General features: G+C 44.1%; 13 protein-coding genes, 1 pseudogene and 1 riboswitch. Of the genes and pseudogenes, 6 read left to right on the forward strand and 8 right to left on the reverse strand.

What is annotated here, in order from left to right:
- Positions 1–25: 25 nt before the first annotated feature.
- Complete coding sequence (locus D1B31_RS05660; RefSeq protein ID WP_118919779.1) at positions 26–361, reverse strand: hypothetical protein; 336 nt, start codon at positions 359–361, stop codon at positions 26–28.
- A gap of 825 nt (positions 362–1,186) precedes the next feature.
- Entirely contained in the window at positions 1,187–2,356 is a 1,170-nt protein-coding gene (locus tag D1B31_RS05665; protein WP_118919780.1) for an MFS transporter, read from the reverse strand.
- A 271-nt stretch (positions 2,357–2,627) separates the two neighbouring features.
- Here D1B31_RS05665 and D1B31_RS05670 point away from each other — a divergent pair, with 271 nt between their 5' ends.
- On the forward strand, positions 2,628–3,188 hold the full coding sequence (locus tag D1B31_RS05670; protein ID WP_118919781.1) for a GNAT family N-acetyltransferase: 561 nt from the start codon (positions 2,628–2,630) through the stop codon (positions 3,186–3,188).
- Positions 3,189–3,211: 23 nt separating this feature from the next.
- Here the strand turns inward: D1B31_RS05670 and D1B31_RS05675 are convergent, their stop codons facing one another.
- The 4 genes from D1B31_RS05675 to D1B31_RS05690 all read right to left on the reverse strand — a co-directional run bounded on the left by D1B31_RS05675 (position 3,212) and on the right by D1B31_RS05690 (position 8,266).
- Entirely contained in the window at positions 3,212–4,852 is a 1,641-nt protein-coding gene (locus tag D1B31_RS05675) for a PhnE/PtxC family ABC transporter permease (protein ID WP_118919782.1), read from the reverse strand.
- Entirely contained in the window at positions 4,845–5,606 is a 762-nt protein-coding gene (locus D1B31_RS05680) for a phosphonate ABC transporter ATP-binding protein (protein ID WP_118919783.1), read from the reverse strand. Before D1B31_RS05680 ends, D1B31_RS05675 begins: the two co-directional genes overlap by 8 nt.
- Positions 5,607–5,620: 14 nt before the next feature.
- Positions 5,621–6,511: a putative selenate ABC transporter substrate-binding protein gene (locus D1B31_RS05685; RefSeq protein ID WP_118919784.1), complete on the reverse strand. Its 891-nt coding sequence runs from the start codon at positions 6,509–6,511 to the stop codon at positions 5,621–5,623.
- 204 nt (positions 6,512–6,715) lie between these two features.
- Positions 6,716–8,266, reverse strand: a complete 1,551-nt coding sequence (locus D1B31_RS05690) for an ABC-F family ATP-binding cassette domain-containing protein (RefSeq protein WP_118919785.1) — start codon at positions 8,264–8,266, stop codon at positions 6,716–6,718.
- 187 nt (positions 8,267–8,453) lie between these two features.
- On the opposite strand from D1B31_RS05690, the gene D1B31_RS05695 reads away from it, so the two are divergent.
- Both D1B31_RS05695 and D1B31_RS24135 read left to right on the forward strand, forming a co-directional pair.
- Positions 8,454–8,759, forward strand: coding sequence for a hypothetical protein (locus D1B31_RS05695; RefSeq protein WP_118919786.1), 306 nt, complete (start codon positions 8,454–8,456; stop codon positions 8,757–8,759).
- Positions 8,744–8,899, forward strand: coding sequence for an N-acetyltransferase (locus D1B31_RS24135; protein ID WP_158587472.1), 156 nt, complete (start codon positions 8,744–8,746; stop codon positions 8,897–8,899). The genes D1B31_RS05695 and D1B31_RS24135 overlap by 16 nt, the downstream gene beginning before the upstream one ends.
- Before the next feature lie 173 nt (positions 8,900–9,072).
- Here D1B31_RS24135 and D1B31_RS05700 read toward each other — a convergent pair whose 3' ends face one another.
- Positions 9,073–9,648 carry a xanthine phosphoribosyltransferase gene (locus D1B31_RS05700; RefSeq protein WP_118919787.1) on the reverse strand — a complete coding sequence of 192 codons (576 nt, stop codon included), beginning with the start codon at positions 9,646–9,648 and terminating at the stop codon, positions 9,073–9,075.
- Positions 9,649–9,766: 118 nt separating this feature from the next.
- A riboswitch (purine riboswitch) is annotated at positions 9,767–9,868 on the reverse strand.
- A gap of 282 nt (positions 9,869–10,150) precedes the next feature.
- Here D1B31_RS05700 and D1B31_RS05705 point away from each other — a divergent pair.
- Together D1B31_RS05705 and D1B31_RS05710 are read left to right on the forward strand one after the other, a co-directional pair.
- The gene (locus D1B31_RS05705) at positions 10,151–11,344 is read left to right on the forward strand and encodes a glycine C-acetyltransferase (RefSeq protein ID WP_118919788.1); all 1,194 of its coding nucleotides are present in this window, start codon (positions 10,151–10,153) and stop codon (positions 11,342–11,344) included.
- Between the two features lie 53 nt (positions 11,345–11,397).
- Positions 11,398–12,345 carry an L-threonine 3-dehydrogenase gene (locus D1B31_RS05710; protein ID WP_118919789.1) on the forward strand — a complete coding sequence of 316 codons (948 nt, stop codon included), beginning with the start codon at positions 11,398–11,400 and terminating at the stop codon, positions 12,343–12,345.
- Positions 12,346–12,391: 46 nt separating this feature from the next.
- Here the strand turns inward: D1B31_RS05710 and selD are convergent, their stop codons facing one another.
- Positions 12,392–13,444, reverse strand: coding sequence for a selenide, water dikinase SelD (selD, locus tag D1B31_RS05715; protein WP_118919790.1), 1,053 nt, complete (start codon positions 13,442–13,444; stop codon positions 12,392–12,394).
- Positions 13,445–13,626: 182 nt separating this feature from the next.
- Between selD and D1B31_RS05720 the strand changes: the two are divergent.
- Positions 13,627–13,812: pseudogene (locus D1B31_RS05720) on the forward strand (Rdx family protein); the annotation flags it as partial.
- Positions 13,813–13,886 lie beyond the last annotated feature (74 nt).

Consider the following 13,886-nt stretch of genomic DNA (forward strand, 5'->3'; position numbering starts at 1 on the left):
AAGGACAGCCACCCCAAGAAGTTCCCTAAGGTTCCAGTCCAAAAGCAGCATCCCTGTACTTAATTTCCTCTAATTTGGAGGTTGGTTTACTTTCAATAATCTTTCCTTCATTATCTTTTTTTACTTCATATTCTCTATATGTTTCGATGATCAAGCCGTTCCTTTGCTGTATGTCCTCTAGTTTCATTTCGTACTCAACAAGATTACGCACTGGCTTTTGAAGGAAAGCATTCGTTTGTCTTACCCCTTCTGTTTTATAATAATAGTCATTGTTGAGAATGGAATAGGGTGAATCCAGATAAGCAGAAGTCACGAGTACTAATCCCAGACCAACTAAAGATAAGCCTTTTAAACGGTCCATAAACATTCCTCCAGTTAGACATATTCTTTAAACTATATGCAGGAGGACAAGATTTAAGACAAGAACAAGGAATTCCTTCCCTTTTCAGGCGTTGAAGAAATACTCTACAAATTCAAACGTACAAAGAGAAAAAAGAATCTTTTATTGTATTGTCTCTAGAATAGTATACTGATCTGGCTCTTTCGCGACAGCAAAAGTATGGATGAGTGACAACTTTCAGGAAAAAACCAGTCTGGTTGTCACGCAAAGCACGGATGAGTGACAACTTACAGCAAAAAACCAGTCTGGTTGTCACGCAAAACACGGATGAGTGACAACTTACAGCAAAAAACCGGTCTGGTTGTCACGCAAAGCACGGATGAGTGACAACTTACAGCAAAAAACCAGTCCGATTGTCACGCAAAGCACGGATGAGTGACAACGTTCAGGAAAAGACCGGTCTGGTTGTCACGCAAAGCATGGATGAGTGACAACGTTCAGGAAAAAACCGGTCTGGTTGTCACGCAAAGCACGGATGAGTGATAACGTTCAGGAAAAAACCGGTCGAGTTGTCACGCAAAGCACGGATGAGTGACAACTTTCAGGAAAAAACCAGTCTGGTTGTCACGCAAAGCACGGATGAGTGACAACTAACAGCAAAAAACCAGTCCGATTGTCACGCAAAGCACGGATGAGTGACAACTTACAGGAAAAAACCAGTCCGATTGTCACGCAAAACTAGGGAATTAAGTATTTTATAGTTTAGCTAGACAATCAAATAGGCAGCCAGTTACGGCTGCCTATAATGAAGCATTCATTAAATTAGAAAGTCATTTTCGATAAAAATTAAGACAAAGCACTTTCCTTTAGTTTCCTGCTGTAGATGATATAAAAACCTAATGCAATTAGGGAAAGGATCGCGCCGCTAATATATGGTAGTCCTGCCGTAATTGAAAACAGAAATCCTCCAAGCGGAGGGCCAATAATCCTGCCGAGCGAGTCAAAAGAAGAGAGGAGCCCGGTGACACTCCCATGCCCAGAAGTGACTGTCTTTGTCAGTATCGACGAAATACTAGGACGAATGACACCATTACCAACACCGAATATTGTCAGGAAGATCGCCGCTGTCGTGAAATTATTAACGAGTAAGATGAGCGAAAATCCAATTGCTGAGACAATAATTCCTCCTTGGATGACTTTTCCTTCACCGAACTTTTTGGTCAATTTTCCGATCAGGCCGCCCTGGACAAATGCTCCCGCCAGCCCCATAATCATAAAAATATATCCAAGGCTTGCCGGATTCAACCCTGCCTTTTTAGCGGCAAAATAAGCAAATGTTGATTCCAGTCCTGCCAGTGACACGGAGATAAAGAACTGAAGGAAAAACAGCAAACCAGAAATGCCTTTTATCGCTTTAAGGAAAGGAGCCTTTTTCTGGACTGCAGAGGCACGGCTTTCTTTCGTTGAAGATTCTTTCAATAACATCGCTACAAGTAAAATAGTTACAACCGAAGAAATGCCTGCAATAATAAAGGGGAGGCTAAGGCTGTTCTTTGAAAAAACGCCCCCGATCGCAGGTCCAAACACAAAACCAAGGCCAACTGCCGCCCCAATCATGCCCATTCCTTTGCTTCGGTTTTCCGGGGTGGTTATATCCGCCACATACGCCATTGTCGTTGGCATATTCGCCGAAGATAAAAAGCCTCCGATAATCCTGGCTGCGAACAGCATCCAAAGTGAATCTGCAAAGGCCATCAAGAAAAAAGAAATGGCCAGACCTGTAATCCCCGCAAGCATGACAGGTTTTCTGCCAATCCTGTCTGAAACTCGGCCCCACATAGGCGCAAAGAGCAACTGCATCGATGAATAAACAGCCATTAGATAGCCAAGCTGCGTGGGACTGGCACCAAGCTTTTCAGCGTAGAAGGGGAGGACAGGAATAATAATTCCGAAGCCCACCATAACAAGAAACATGACGAGAAATAAGATCGGCAAAGCCTTTTTTGTATCAACCATTATGTATGCTCACTCCCAGAACCAAATACCTAATAGCCAGCGCATAAAAAGCTGGCAATCTTAATAGATAAGATAATCTTATATTTTATGAAAGAAAAGTCAACCTAAACGAATTTCTTTGAAACGCGTTTAAACGGTAAATGATTATAAAAAATTTGGCGGCTTGATTCCATATCTATTAAGATGAAGTAAGGGAGGATTCAAACATGAAGGATTATTTTGCAGGAGAGCGAATTAGCTCAGTACGAAAAAACACTTTTATGGAGAGGCTATGATTAGTGGAGAAAAAGTGCTTCTAAAACCATTTGCAAAAGATGACTTGCCAATATTGTGGGAATGGATTTATGGAGATGACAACCCGGAATGGAAGAAGTGGGACGCACCTTATTTCCCATTAAAGAAACGCGAAAAGGATGAATTTATCATCAGTATGGAAATCCTTTTAGAAGAAGGTCTCGAAACAAGATGGGGGATTTGGGCTGATGAACGGCTAATTGGAAGCGTTTCGTATTACTGGGAACACAAGCCTTCAAACTGGCTGGAAGTGGGCATTGTCATCTACGATCCTTCCTTTTGGAATGGGGGCTACGGATCCGAAGCATTCAGGCTGTGGGTCGGACATTTATTCGAATCACTCCCAATTCACCGGATTGGCTATACAACTTGGTCTGGAAACAAAAGAATGATACGGCTGGGGGAAAAGCTCGGAATGAAAATGGAAGCCCGAATTAGAAAGGCCAGGTTTTTCAACGGCCATCATTATGATTCTATAAAAATGGGGTTGCTGAGGGAAGAATGGGAAGAAAAGAATGATACCAAAAACCGCCATTGATTTTTGATCAACGGCGGTCTTTTTCATTTTACTGATTTTCTGGCAGTTTCAGATACGAGATCGGCAATGATTACGAGCAGCATGTAACAGATTAGCAGAAGAGTGAGTTCTGAATAGTGGAAGAAACTCATGCTCAGTTTGAATTGCTGGCCAAGCCCGCCCGCGCCTACAAAGCCGACGACAATCGTTGTCCTCATAATAACTTCCCATCTGTAGAGAATATAGGTCAGGAATTTTGGCATGACCGCGGGAACAACGCCGTAAAAGAGGCTTTGCCATTTCGAGGCACCGGCACTGGCCAGATTCCTTACCGGCCTTGAGTCCATGTCTTCAATTACTTCCGCCCAGAGCTTACCAATGATTCCAAAGTTATGGAGCGCCAGGGCGACCGCGCCCGGAAGAAGTCCCGGCTTTAAGATAAATACAATTAGCATTGCCCAAACTAGTTCGGGCACGGCTCTTGAAAAAATATAGGAAATGCGGACAATTCCAAACACAATCCAACTGTACCAATGCCTCTTTGCCGTCAGGCTTCCATCTGCGATATTCCTGGCTGCTGGAATAACCGTCAGGAAGGCGGCAATCGTGGCAAAACCAATTGCCATAATACTCATTTCAAGTGTTTCAAGTGTCATCCTGAGGGCATTTCCCCAGCTTTCAGCCTGAAAGAATGCGGGTGACTCTTCGCCAACTCCAAGCATCCCACCGAAAAATTTAGCACCATATAAAGCATTTTCTTTAGTAAATAGAGAAGCCAAGCTTGCGCCTTCCCATATATTGATGTAACACCAAGAGACGATCACGAGGACAGCAGCCACAAGGGCGGAAATCCTGCCGCTCACAAAAATTCGCTTTTTTCCTTTCTCAAGCATCGCGCTGCGGACAAGAGAGCTCCAGCCATCAATTAGAATGACTAATAGAATCAAAAAGAAAACATATGTCCAAACTTCATTGTATTTCAGGTCAGCCAGGGCCAATTGAATCTGATAGCCAAGGCCGCCAAGCCCTACAAAGCTCATGATGGCAGATGACCTTATTGCGCATTCATACCTGTACATCGTATAGCTGATAAAATCAGCCCGGACAAGGGGGAGATAGCCATAGAACAACAGCTGCAGCCTTGATGCACCGGACGTTTTAAGCGCCTCAATCGGCTGGCTTGGGAGGTCAGTTAGCATATCGGCAAATATTCTCCCGAGAATGCCGCCATATGGAATCGCTAAAGCAAATATCGCTGCAAAAGGGGAAAGTCCAATTGCGGCGACAAACAGCCAGGCCCAGACGAGTTCATGAATGGATCTTGTAAACCCAAGGATTCCCCTGAAAAATATTCTGCTGAAAAATTTCGCGCCTCTCCCATCGGACAGGATTCCCGAAGCAAGTACTCCTGCAATAAAAGCATAAACGATAGCGATGGCCATCCCAGCCGTTGCGTAAGTAAGCGTCAGCCAGGATGCTTTTAGTCCGAGCAGAAGCACATCGGGTGATAGGGAAGGGGAAATAAGACCCTTTGCAATTTCAATGATCATCACAACGCCGCCGGCATGGACCAGTTCAGGACTCCATTGAACAGAAAATAGGCTCCACGCAAAAACCAGTATTAAAATGGCTGTCAATGTAAACCGCTTATGTTTGCGAAGCGGAGAGATAACCGTTCTAACCATGGCCATCGGACCCCTCAAGTTTGTAAAGATCGTCTAATAGCTGATCCGTTACTTGGTCTGTCGGGAGGTCAAAAAAGACTTTACTATCCTTAAGCGCGATAATCCGGGTAAAATACTTCCTTGCATACTCGACTGAATGAAGGCTGGCAATGAGTGTCTGGTTTTCTTCTGTTACAATCGAAGAAAAAATCGCCAAGACATCCTCAGCGCGGGCAGGGTCAAGTGACGCCACTGGTTCGTCAGCCAGAACAATTTCCGGCTTTTGGACGAGGAGGCGGGCAAGCGCGACCCTTTGCTGTTCCCCACCCGAAAGAGTGGAAGTTTCCTCAACCATTTTATCTTCAAGACCGACTCGTTTCAGCGCGGCGACGGCCATTTCCTTGTCCCGTGGGAAGAGAAGGGAAAAGAGCGATTTAACTAGTCCCCATTCTGCAAGCCTTCCAGCCAGGACATTGTGGATCACTGCAAGCTGGCCGACGAGATCGAATTGCTGGCGGATCACGCCTACTTTTTTTGCAAAAGCTTTCCCGCTTTTGTAGTCCGTTCTCCGTTTACCTGCTACGATCCATTCGCCTGAATCCGGCTCCACAATACCGGCAATGGTATTGAGAAGCGTGGTTTTTCCAGCTCCGCTTGGGCCAATCAAAGCAACCTTCTCACCCTTATGAATAAAAAAAGAAAGGGAAGAAAGTGCTGTCTTCTTCCCGAAAGTTTTCGTAATCGTGTTCGCTTCTAAAATCGTAGTTCGTTCCATTTATCTCACACCTGTTACTTGATAATCTTCAGCTCTTTTGCCACTTCCTCGATTGCTTCGTAATTTCCATTTTTCGTTTCGATAAATCGATCGGTTGCAAACATATTTAGTCCTGATAGCTGTTCAGGAGTCATCGAAAGAAGGGCTGCCTTTACTTTTTCCTTTGTTTCCTTGTCTACTTTATTGATCGTCCAATGATAGTCGTAGTAGGCAGGAGTTGTGTAGAATACACGGACTTTATTCGTATCAACCTTTTTCTCTTTAACGGCTGTTTCCCACACAGCTTCATTTAGGGCACCAGCTTTAAATGCGCCAGATTCAATCAGCTTATAGGTTGTGTCATGGGAACCGGAGAAATTCGGCTGCCCGTCAAAATCCTTGGCAGGGTCAATGCCTTCCTTCATTAAATAATAACGGGGCATTAAATGTCCAGAGGTTGAACTTTCACTACCAAACGTGAATGATTTTCCTCTTACATCTGATAGGGATTGAATGTCCGAATCAGTCTGTGTAATAAATACCGAATGGAATTCCGCATCTCTCGGACGCTGGGCAATTGCTTCTGCTTCAGACACAAGATTCCTCGCCTGGACTCCTGTCAGCCCGCCAAAAAAGGCAAGCTGGATTTCCCCGCGTTGAAAAGCAGTGACAAGCGCCGCATAATCAACGGAAGGGACAAATTCTACTTTCATTCCTGTTTCTTCGGAAAGGTGCTTTGCAACGGCATCCATGCTCGTTTTCATTTCAGTGGCGCTTTGATCTGGTATTGCGCCGATTTTTAATACTTCATCACTCTTTTTTTTATCCTTTTGATCACCAGAATTTGAAGATTCATCTTTACTCCCGCATGCTGCCATAGACAGGACCAAAATTGCGGTAAGCAATAACGCCAACCATTTTTTCATTGAAGTTTCCCCCAGTTTCGTCTAGTAGTTTTACTGTTGTTAATTTTATAGTAAAAAGGGGAAAGTACAACGGAATTAACAATATAGACACCATTCAAAATATCGATAGGATAAATTTAAACCTATCTAGATTTTCGATAAACTCGTTTTTGGGCAAAAAAAACCCCGCTGTTTTTCCATCCAGCAGGGAATATTGTGGGCTTATTAAGCTTTAGCTGACCATTCTTCAACATTCCAAACCCTGGTCACCCAGCCTTCATAAAAATCAGGCTCGTGGCAGACAAGGACAACCGTGCCTTTGTAATTTTTTAATGCCCGCTGAAGTTCTGCCTTGGCGGTAACATCCAAATGGTTCGTAGGTTCGTCAAAAAGGATCCAGTTGCTTTCATGCATCATCAGCTTACAGAGGCGGACTTTGGCCTGCTCGCCGCCGCTTAGTTGGCTGAGTGGGCGGGAAATATGCTCGTTTTTCAATCCGCACCGTGCTAGGGCAGCCCTAACCTGATGCTGGTCAAGACTCGGAAACTCATTCCACACGTCATCAATCGGCGTGATTTCGATTGCTTTTACTTCCTGTTCAAAATAAGAAGGGAAGAGGAAATCACCTCGCTCGACTTTGCCGCCAAGCGGGTCGATTTTGCCAAGCATCGTTTTCAGCAAAGTCGATTTACCAACTCCATTACAGCCAGTAATCGCGATTTTTTCGCCCTTTTCAATGACCATGTCCATTTTTGGCAATAGGGGATTGGTATAGCCAATTTCCAAGTCCTTTGCTTCAAACACAAAGCGGCTGCTTGAGCGCGCTTCTTTAAATTCAAAAGTAGGCTTCAGTGCAGACTCGGGGCGGTCGATCCGCTCCATGCGATCCAGTTGTTTCTGGCGGCTTTTCGCTCTTCCTGTCGTTGAATAGCGTGCTTTGTTTTTTGCAATAAATTCTTCCTGCTTCTTAATAAATTCCTTCTGTTTTTCATAGGCGTTGATATGCTGGTTTTTATTTATTTCAGCGAGTTCCAGAAACTTCTCATAGGTCGCGGTATAACGCGTAAGCCTTGAAAACTCGAGATGAAAAATGGTATTTGAAACTGAGTTCATAAACTCCGTATCATGTGAAATTAACATAAATGCGTAAGGATATTCCTTTAAATACCCGGAGAGCCAACGGATATGCTCGACATCAAGAAAGTTTGTCGGTTCGTCCAGCAGAAGGACCTGCGGCTGCTCTAACAAAAGTTTTGCAAGCAGAACTTTCGTGCGCTGCCCGCCGCTAAGCGCCGCCACATCCCTGTCAAGGCCAATCGCATCAAGGCCTAGCCCACGCGCGGCTTCCTCTATTTTTATATCCAGTGTATAAAACCCTCCCGCATCAAGGGCATCTTGGATCTCTCCCATCCGTTCAAGCAAGGCTTCAAGTTCCTCGGGAGTCGCATCAGCCATTTTTGCCGTCACTTCGTTCAATTCCCGTTCCTTTTCAAAAAGAGGGAGGAACGCGTCCCGCAAAACATCGCGCATTGTCCGGCCTGCAGTCAGGACGGTGTGTTGGTCAAGATATCCATAATGAACACCAGATGTCCATTCAACTTTCCCGCTGTCATGAATCAGCTGGTTTGTCATAATATTCATTAATGTTGACTTACCGACTCCGTTCGCGCCAACAAGGCCAACATGATCTTCCGCCAAAAGCCGGAAGGAAACATCTTTAAAAAGGGTACGGTCCCCAAATGTATGACTTAAATTATCGACTGTTAAAAGCGCCATTTTAATCGAATTCCTCACTTTGTCTAAAAATACACCTATTTTCCTATCATACAAGATTTTAAGTGAATCGGCTATAACTCCATAGTGAAAATAATAAGGCCTACCATTCTTTTTGTTTCCTTTTAATCTTCCTGTAAAAGGAAAATAAAGAAGAATAAAGAATTAAATAAAAAAGGGGGAATTTAAAATGAATTTGAAACTCGTTAAACTAACAAGAGATAACTGGGAGGAATGCGCTGCCTTATCAGGACAGGACAATCAAAAGGGTTATATGGCTCCCAATCTTTATTCCATTGCCGAAGTTCAATTCCTCGAACATTTCGAAGCGTTGGGCATCCATGATGGAGAAAAGATGGTGGGTTTTGCATTGGCAGGACTGGATTCGGATGATCATAACTATTGGATTTACCGGTTTATGATTGATAAAGGCAGCCAGGGGAAGGGAAATGGGGAAATGGGAAAAAGGGACTCGTTGCATTGGTCGATAGGCTGAAACAGAAGGAAGGGTGCAAGCTAATTATGGTTTGCTACCATCCTGAGAATTCTGCAGCAGAAGCGCTGTACAAGTCCGCGGGGTTCAAGGATAGGGGAATGGCGCCTTGGGGAGAAAAGCTTTCTGGATTGAGTGTTTAAGGCACATCGGATGGATTGAACATTAATTCCTCTCAGGCTGAATTTATTTTCAGGTATATTGAAACTCCTTTCAAAATTTAGTGAAATAACTTTCATCAAACAGAACATTTGCTACATCCGCAAAATAAAACAGTGGAATCCTTTTTGAAAAGGTATTCCACTGTTTTCGTTGTCTATTCATTTATAAAAGTAACCTGGCCATTTCCCAGTGAGAGAATCCTGGCTAGCGATTCCACCCAGAAACCTTTTTTCTCAACGAGTTTTCTTCCCTCCTGGAACGACTTCTCGATGACAATTCCAAGCCCCGCCACCTTAGCTCCCGCCTCTTCAGCCAACTGAATCAGCGCGAGGGCTGCCTGGCCATTTGCCAAGAAATCATCAATAATTAGGACACAATCATCCGTATTCAGGTACTTTTTTGAAATGGATATCTCAGAGGTTTCCTGCTTTGTGAATGAGTAAACACTGGCAGTCAGTAGACCCTCTGTCATTGTCAAAGATTTCCTTTTTCTCGCAAAAATGACTGGCACGTTCATTTCAAGTCCCGCCATTACAGAGGGAGCAATTCCTGATGATTCAAGTGTGAGAATTTTTGTTATCCCTACGGAAGCGAATCGCTCAGCAAACTCCTTGCCAATCTCTTGCATGAAGGCCGGATCAATTTGATGATTTAGGAACGAATCCACCTTCAAAACTTGGTCAGATAGGACACGGCCTTCCTCCAGAATTTTTTTCTTTAAGCTTTTCATATATAGTTTCCCCCTTCGAATGAAATAAAAAAGCCCAACGGTCTCGCATCCTTAAAATTAAAGGAATTCGATAACCTTTGGGCAATTTACGAAAAGAAAAAGAAGAATGCGCACAATACGCCATCCGTCCATCGCCCATAGTCGGATTATTTACGGTAATCCGGTAGAAACTTGCAGGCCATATCCCTGCGATTATACGAGTGACTAGTAAAAATAAAGCTAATTATATCACGAGGGACGTTAAAAGCAACGAAAGGTTTCGTTCAATTTTGCCAATCTGAACGACTTTTTATGTAAGCGCATCCAAAAATACTTTAAATATGGTTAAAAAGAGTGTAAACTGTCCTTGTAGTATGAACATTTTTTAAACTGTGCTATAGTGAAAAAGGGATGAATCCCTTTGCAAACCTGGAATTTAAAGGTTTAAGATTGTCCGCTCCACAAAGACAACTGTCTACATACCGATTACTTTTTGAATAATGAAAACAAAGGAGAGATAAATATGTCCAGCAAAACACTGGAACAATTCTTGATTTCAAATCTGAACGAACTGAAAGAAAAAGGCCTTTATAATGTCATTGATCCGCTAGAAAGCCCAAACGGTCCTGTTATCAAAATCAAGGGCAGGGAACTAATCAACCTTTCCTCCAATAACTACCTTGGCCTCGCAACAGCTGATCGGCTAAAAAAAGCGGCTGAAAAGGCGATTGAACAATTTGGAGTCGGTGCAGGTGCGGTAAGGACAATCAACGGTACACTTGAACTTCATGTCAAATTAGAGGAAAAGCTCGCCGAGTTCAAGGGAACTGAAGCAGCTATTGCTTATCAGTCCGGATTCAATTGCAATATGGCGGCAATTTCGGCAGTCATGGATAAAAACGATGCCATCTTGTCTGATGAACTGAACCATGCATCCATTATCGACGGCTGCAGGTTGTCGCGCGCGAAAATCATCCGATTTAACCACTCGGATATGGATGATCTCCGCGCAAAAGCTAAAGAAGCCAGGGAATCGGGCTTATACAAAAAATTGATGGTCATTACCGATGGTGTCTTCTCGATGGATGGGGACATTGCCCTTCTTCCCGAAATCGTCGAAATTGCCGAAGAATACGACTTGATGACATATGTTGACGACGCACACGGTTCAGGTGTCCTTGGAAAAGGAGCAGGGACTGTTAAACACTTTGGGCTTCAGGATAAGATTGATTTCCAAATCGGCACACTATCGAAAGCCATCGGCGTTGTTGGTGGTTATGTTGCTGGTAAAAAGAATCTAATTGATTGGCTGAAGGTCCGCAGCCGGCCATTCTTGTTTTCGACTTCCCTGACACCCGCAGATGTGGCTGCTTCAATCGCATCCATTGAAGTTTTGACAGAAAGTACGGAGTTGGTTGAGCGTCTCTGGGAAAACGGCAACTACTTAAAAAAAGGCTTGAAGGATTTGGGCTTTAATATCGGAAACAGCGAAACTCCGATTACGCCATGCATAATCGGCGAAGAAAAGCTGACGCAGGAATTCAGCAAGCGACTGGATGAAGAAGGCGTTTACGCAAAATCGATTGTATTCCCGACAGTACCAGCCGGAACAGGCAGGGTACGGAATATGCCAACAGCTGCCCATACGAAGGAAATGCTTGACAAAGCCATTTCCATTTATGAAAAAGTAGGAAAAGAAATGGGCGTCATTAAATAATTTAAATGAACTTTGACTGAAACAGGCTTTGCATACGGGGGAGGAAAACGACAATGAAACGAATTCTAATAACAGGGGCGCTTGGCCAGATTGGTTCCGAGCTGACACTCCGGCTGCGTGAGATTTACGGAAATGATCATGTCATCGCAACAGACATTAAAGTAAATCCGCAAAAGGAAGCGGCAACAAGCGGCCCCTATGAAATTTTGGATGTTACCGACGGGAACAGAATGGTGGAAATCGCTAAGAAATATGAAGTCGATACCGTTATGCATCTCGCTGCGCTACTTTCTGCCACAGCTGAAGCAAATCCAGTTTTTGCTTGGAACTTAAACATGGGCGGCCTGATGAACGCTCTTGAAACAGCAAGAGAAATAGGAGCGCAGTTTTTTACTCCAAGCTCAATCGGAGCATTCGGCCCATCTACACCAAAGAATGGGACACCTCAAGATACGATCATGCGTCCTACAACAATGTATGGTGTCAATAAAGTAGCCGGTGAGCTTTTATCCGATTATTATTATCATAAATTTGGAGTTGATACACGCGGTTTACGTTTCCCCGGGCTGATTTCCTATGTTGCTCCTCCGGGCGGCGGTACGACCGACTATGCGGTAGAAATTTATTATGAAGCTGTTAAAAACAAAAAGTATAAATCTTTCATCGATAAAGGGACTTATATGGATATGATGTATATGCCTGACGCCTTGAATGCAATCGTCAACTTGATGGAAGCTGACCCTGCTAAGCTTGTTCACAGGAACTCCTTCAATGTAACCGCTATGAGCTTTGATCCGGAAGGTGTTGCGGCTGAAATCAGAAAGCATATCCCTGAATTTGAACTGTCCTATGCGGTTGATCCGATTCGGCAAAGAATAGCCGACAGCTGGCCGAATTCGCTTGATTCTTCAGCGGCTTCCGAAGAATGGGGCTTTAAGGCTGAATACGACCTTGTTTCCATGACAAAGGACATGCTTGATAAAATTAGCAAAAAAATATAAAGAAAGGAGCCTTCCGGCGTATCAAAAACCGGACAGGCTCCTTTTTTTACTTGCTGATATAGATAAGTTTTTCTTTCTGTTTTATCACTTTTCCAACGATAGAAGCTTCATGGAGACCTAATGTATGAAGGTCCGCCACATAATTCCCCGCTTGATCTGCTGGCATTGAAACGAGCAGACCTCCGGAAGTAATCGCATCACACACTAGAAGCTGCTCCTCAGTGGAAAGCCCGTTGTACTCAATATCTTCTTTTAACCAGGCGTGGTTGGACTTCGTTCCGCCCGGTACGACGCCATCCCTGGCTAGTTCCAGAGCGCCGTTCAAAAATGGCACGGCAGCAAAATCAAACTCAAAGCTCACGGAACTTCCGCGGGCAATTTCGCTTCCATGGCCGAGCAAGCCAAATCCGGTCACATCCGTAACGGCATGGGGATGATATTTTTTCAGCGCTTCTGCTGCTGTTTTATTAAGCATTGCCATTGTTTCAGTTACCTTTTCTTCCTGTTCCGGTGAAACTGCACCGCGTTTAATCCCAGTTGTCAGGATTCCCACACCGAGTGGTTTGGTTAATACAAGAGCATCCCCCGGCAAGGCACCGACATTCTTCCATACTTTATCCGGATGGACGATACCTGTGACGGACAAGCCGAATTTCGGTTCCTGGTCATCAATCGAATGGCCGCCGACTGTAAGAGCCCCAGCTTCTTTTACCTTATCTGCGGCACCGCGCAGTATTTCAGACAACATCTCGGCGCCAAGTTTTTTGATTGGATACCCTACGATATTGAGGACAGTTTTGGGCTCGCCGCCCATTGCGTAAACGTCGCTTAACGAATTGGCAGCGGCTATTTGGCCAAACATATAGGGATCATCAACGATTGGGGTAAAGTAATCAACCGTCTGGATTAAAGCAATTGTATCTGTTAACTTATAGACTCCCGCATCATCCGAAGTTTCATGTCCAACCAGAAGCTCAGGGACGGGGTCTTGCTTTGGCAAAAGACGCAAAACTTGCGCCAGGTCCTCAGGACCAATTTTGCAGCCTCAACCTGCTTTCGTTGATAAAGAGGTCAGGCGGATTTTTTCCTGTTCGCTCAATTTGTCCACCTCCAATCATTAGTATACCTTTAACAGTGGATTTCTGCATGCAGGCAGGCAGATGATTTGCGAATTATTTTAAGGATATACTACAATTATCATCAACTGACAATAATGGAGGTTTTTTTATGAAGACTTTTGAAGTTAAAGTCGAATTTTGCATGATGTGAAACTATGCGCCTAAAGCCGCGAGTGTCGCGGAAGAATTGTTTACACATTTTCGCCACAATATTAAGAAGATGGAGCTGGTACCGGCTTCCGGTGGTGTGTTTGAGGTAACAGTAAATGGAGAGAATCTTTACTCCAAAAATGAAACCGGCCTTTTTCCGAAGGCAGAAGAACTCATCAATAAAATGGAATCTTTATAAACAGCTTCCCGGCCTGTTCCCGGGGAGTTGTTTTTGTTTTTGCCCTAAGCTTCCATTTCCTTCTTATGAAAAAT

Origin of the sequence: Neobacillus notoginsengisoli (assembly GCF_003515685.1) — a bacterium.
Classification (GTDB): domain Bacteria; phylum Bacillota; class Bacilli; order Bacillales; family Cytobacillaceae; genus Bacillus_D; species Bacillus_D notoginsengisoli.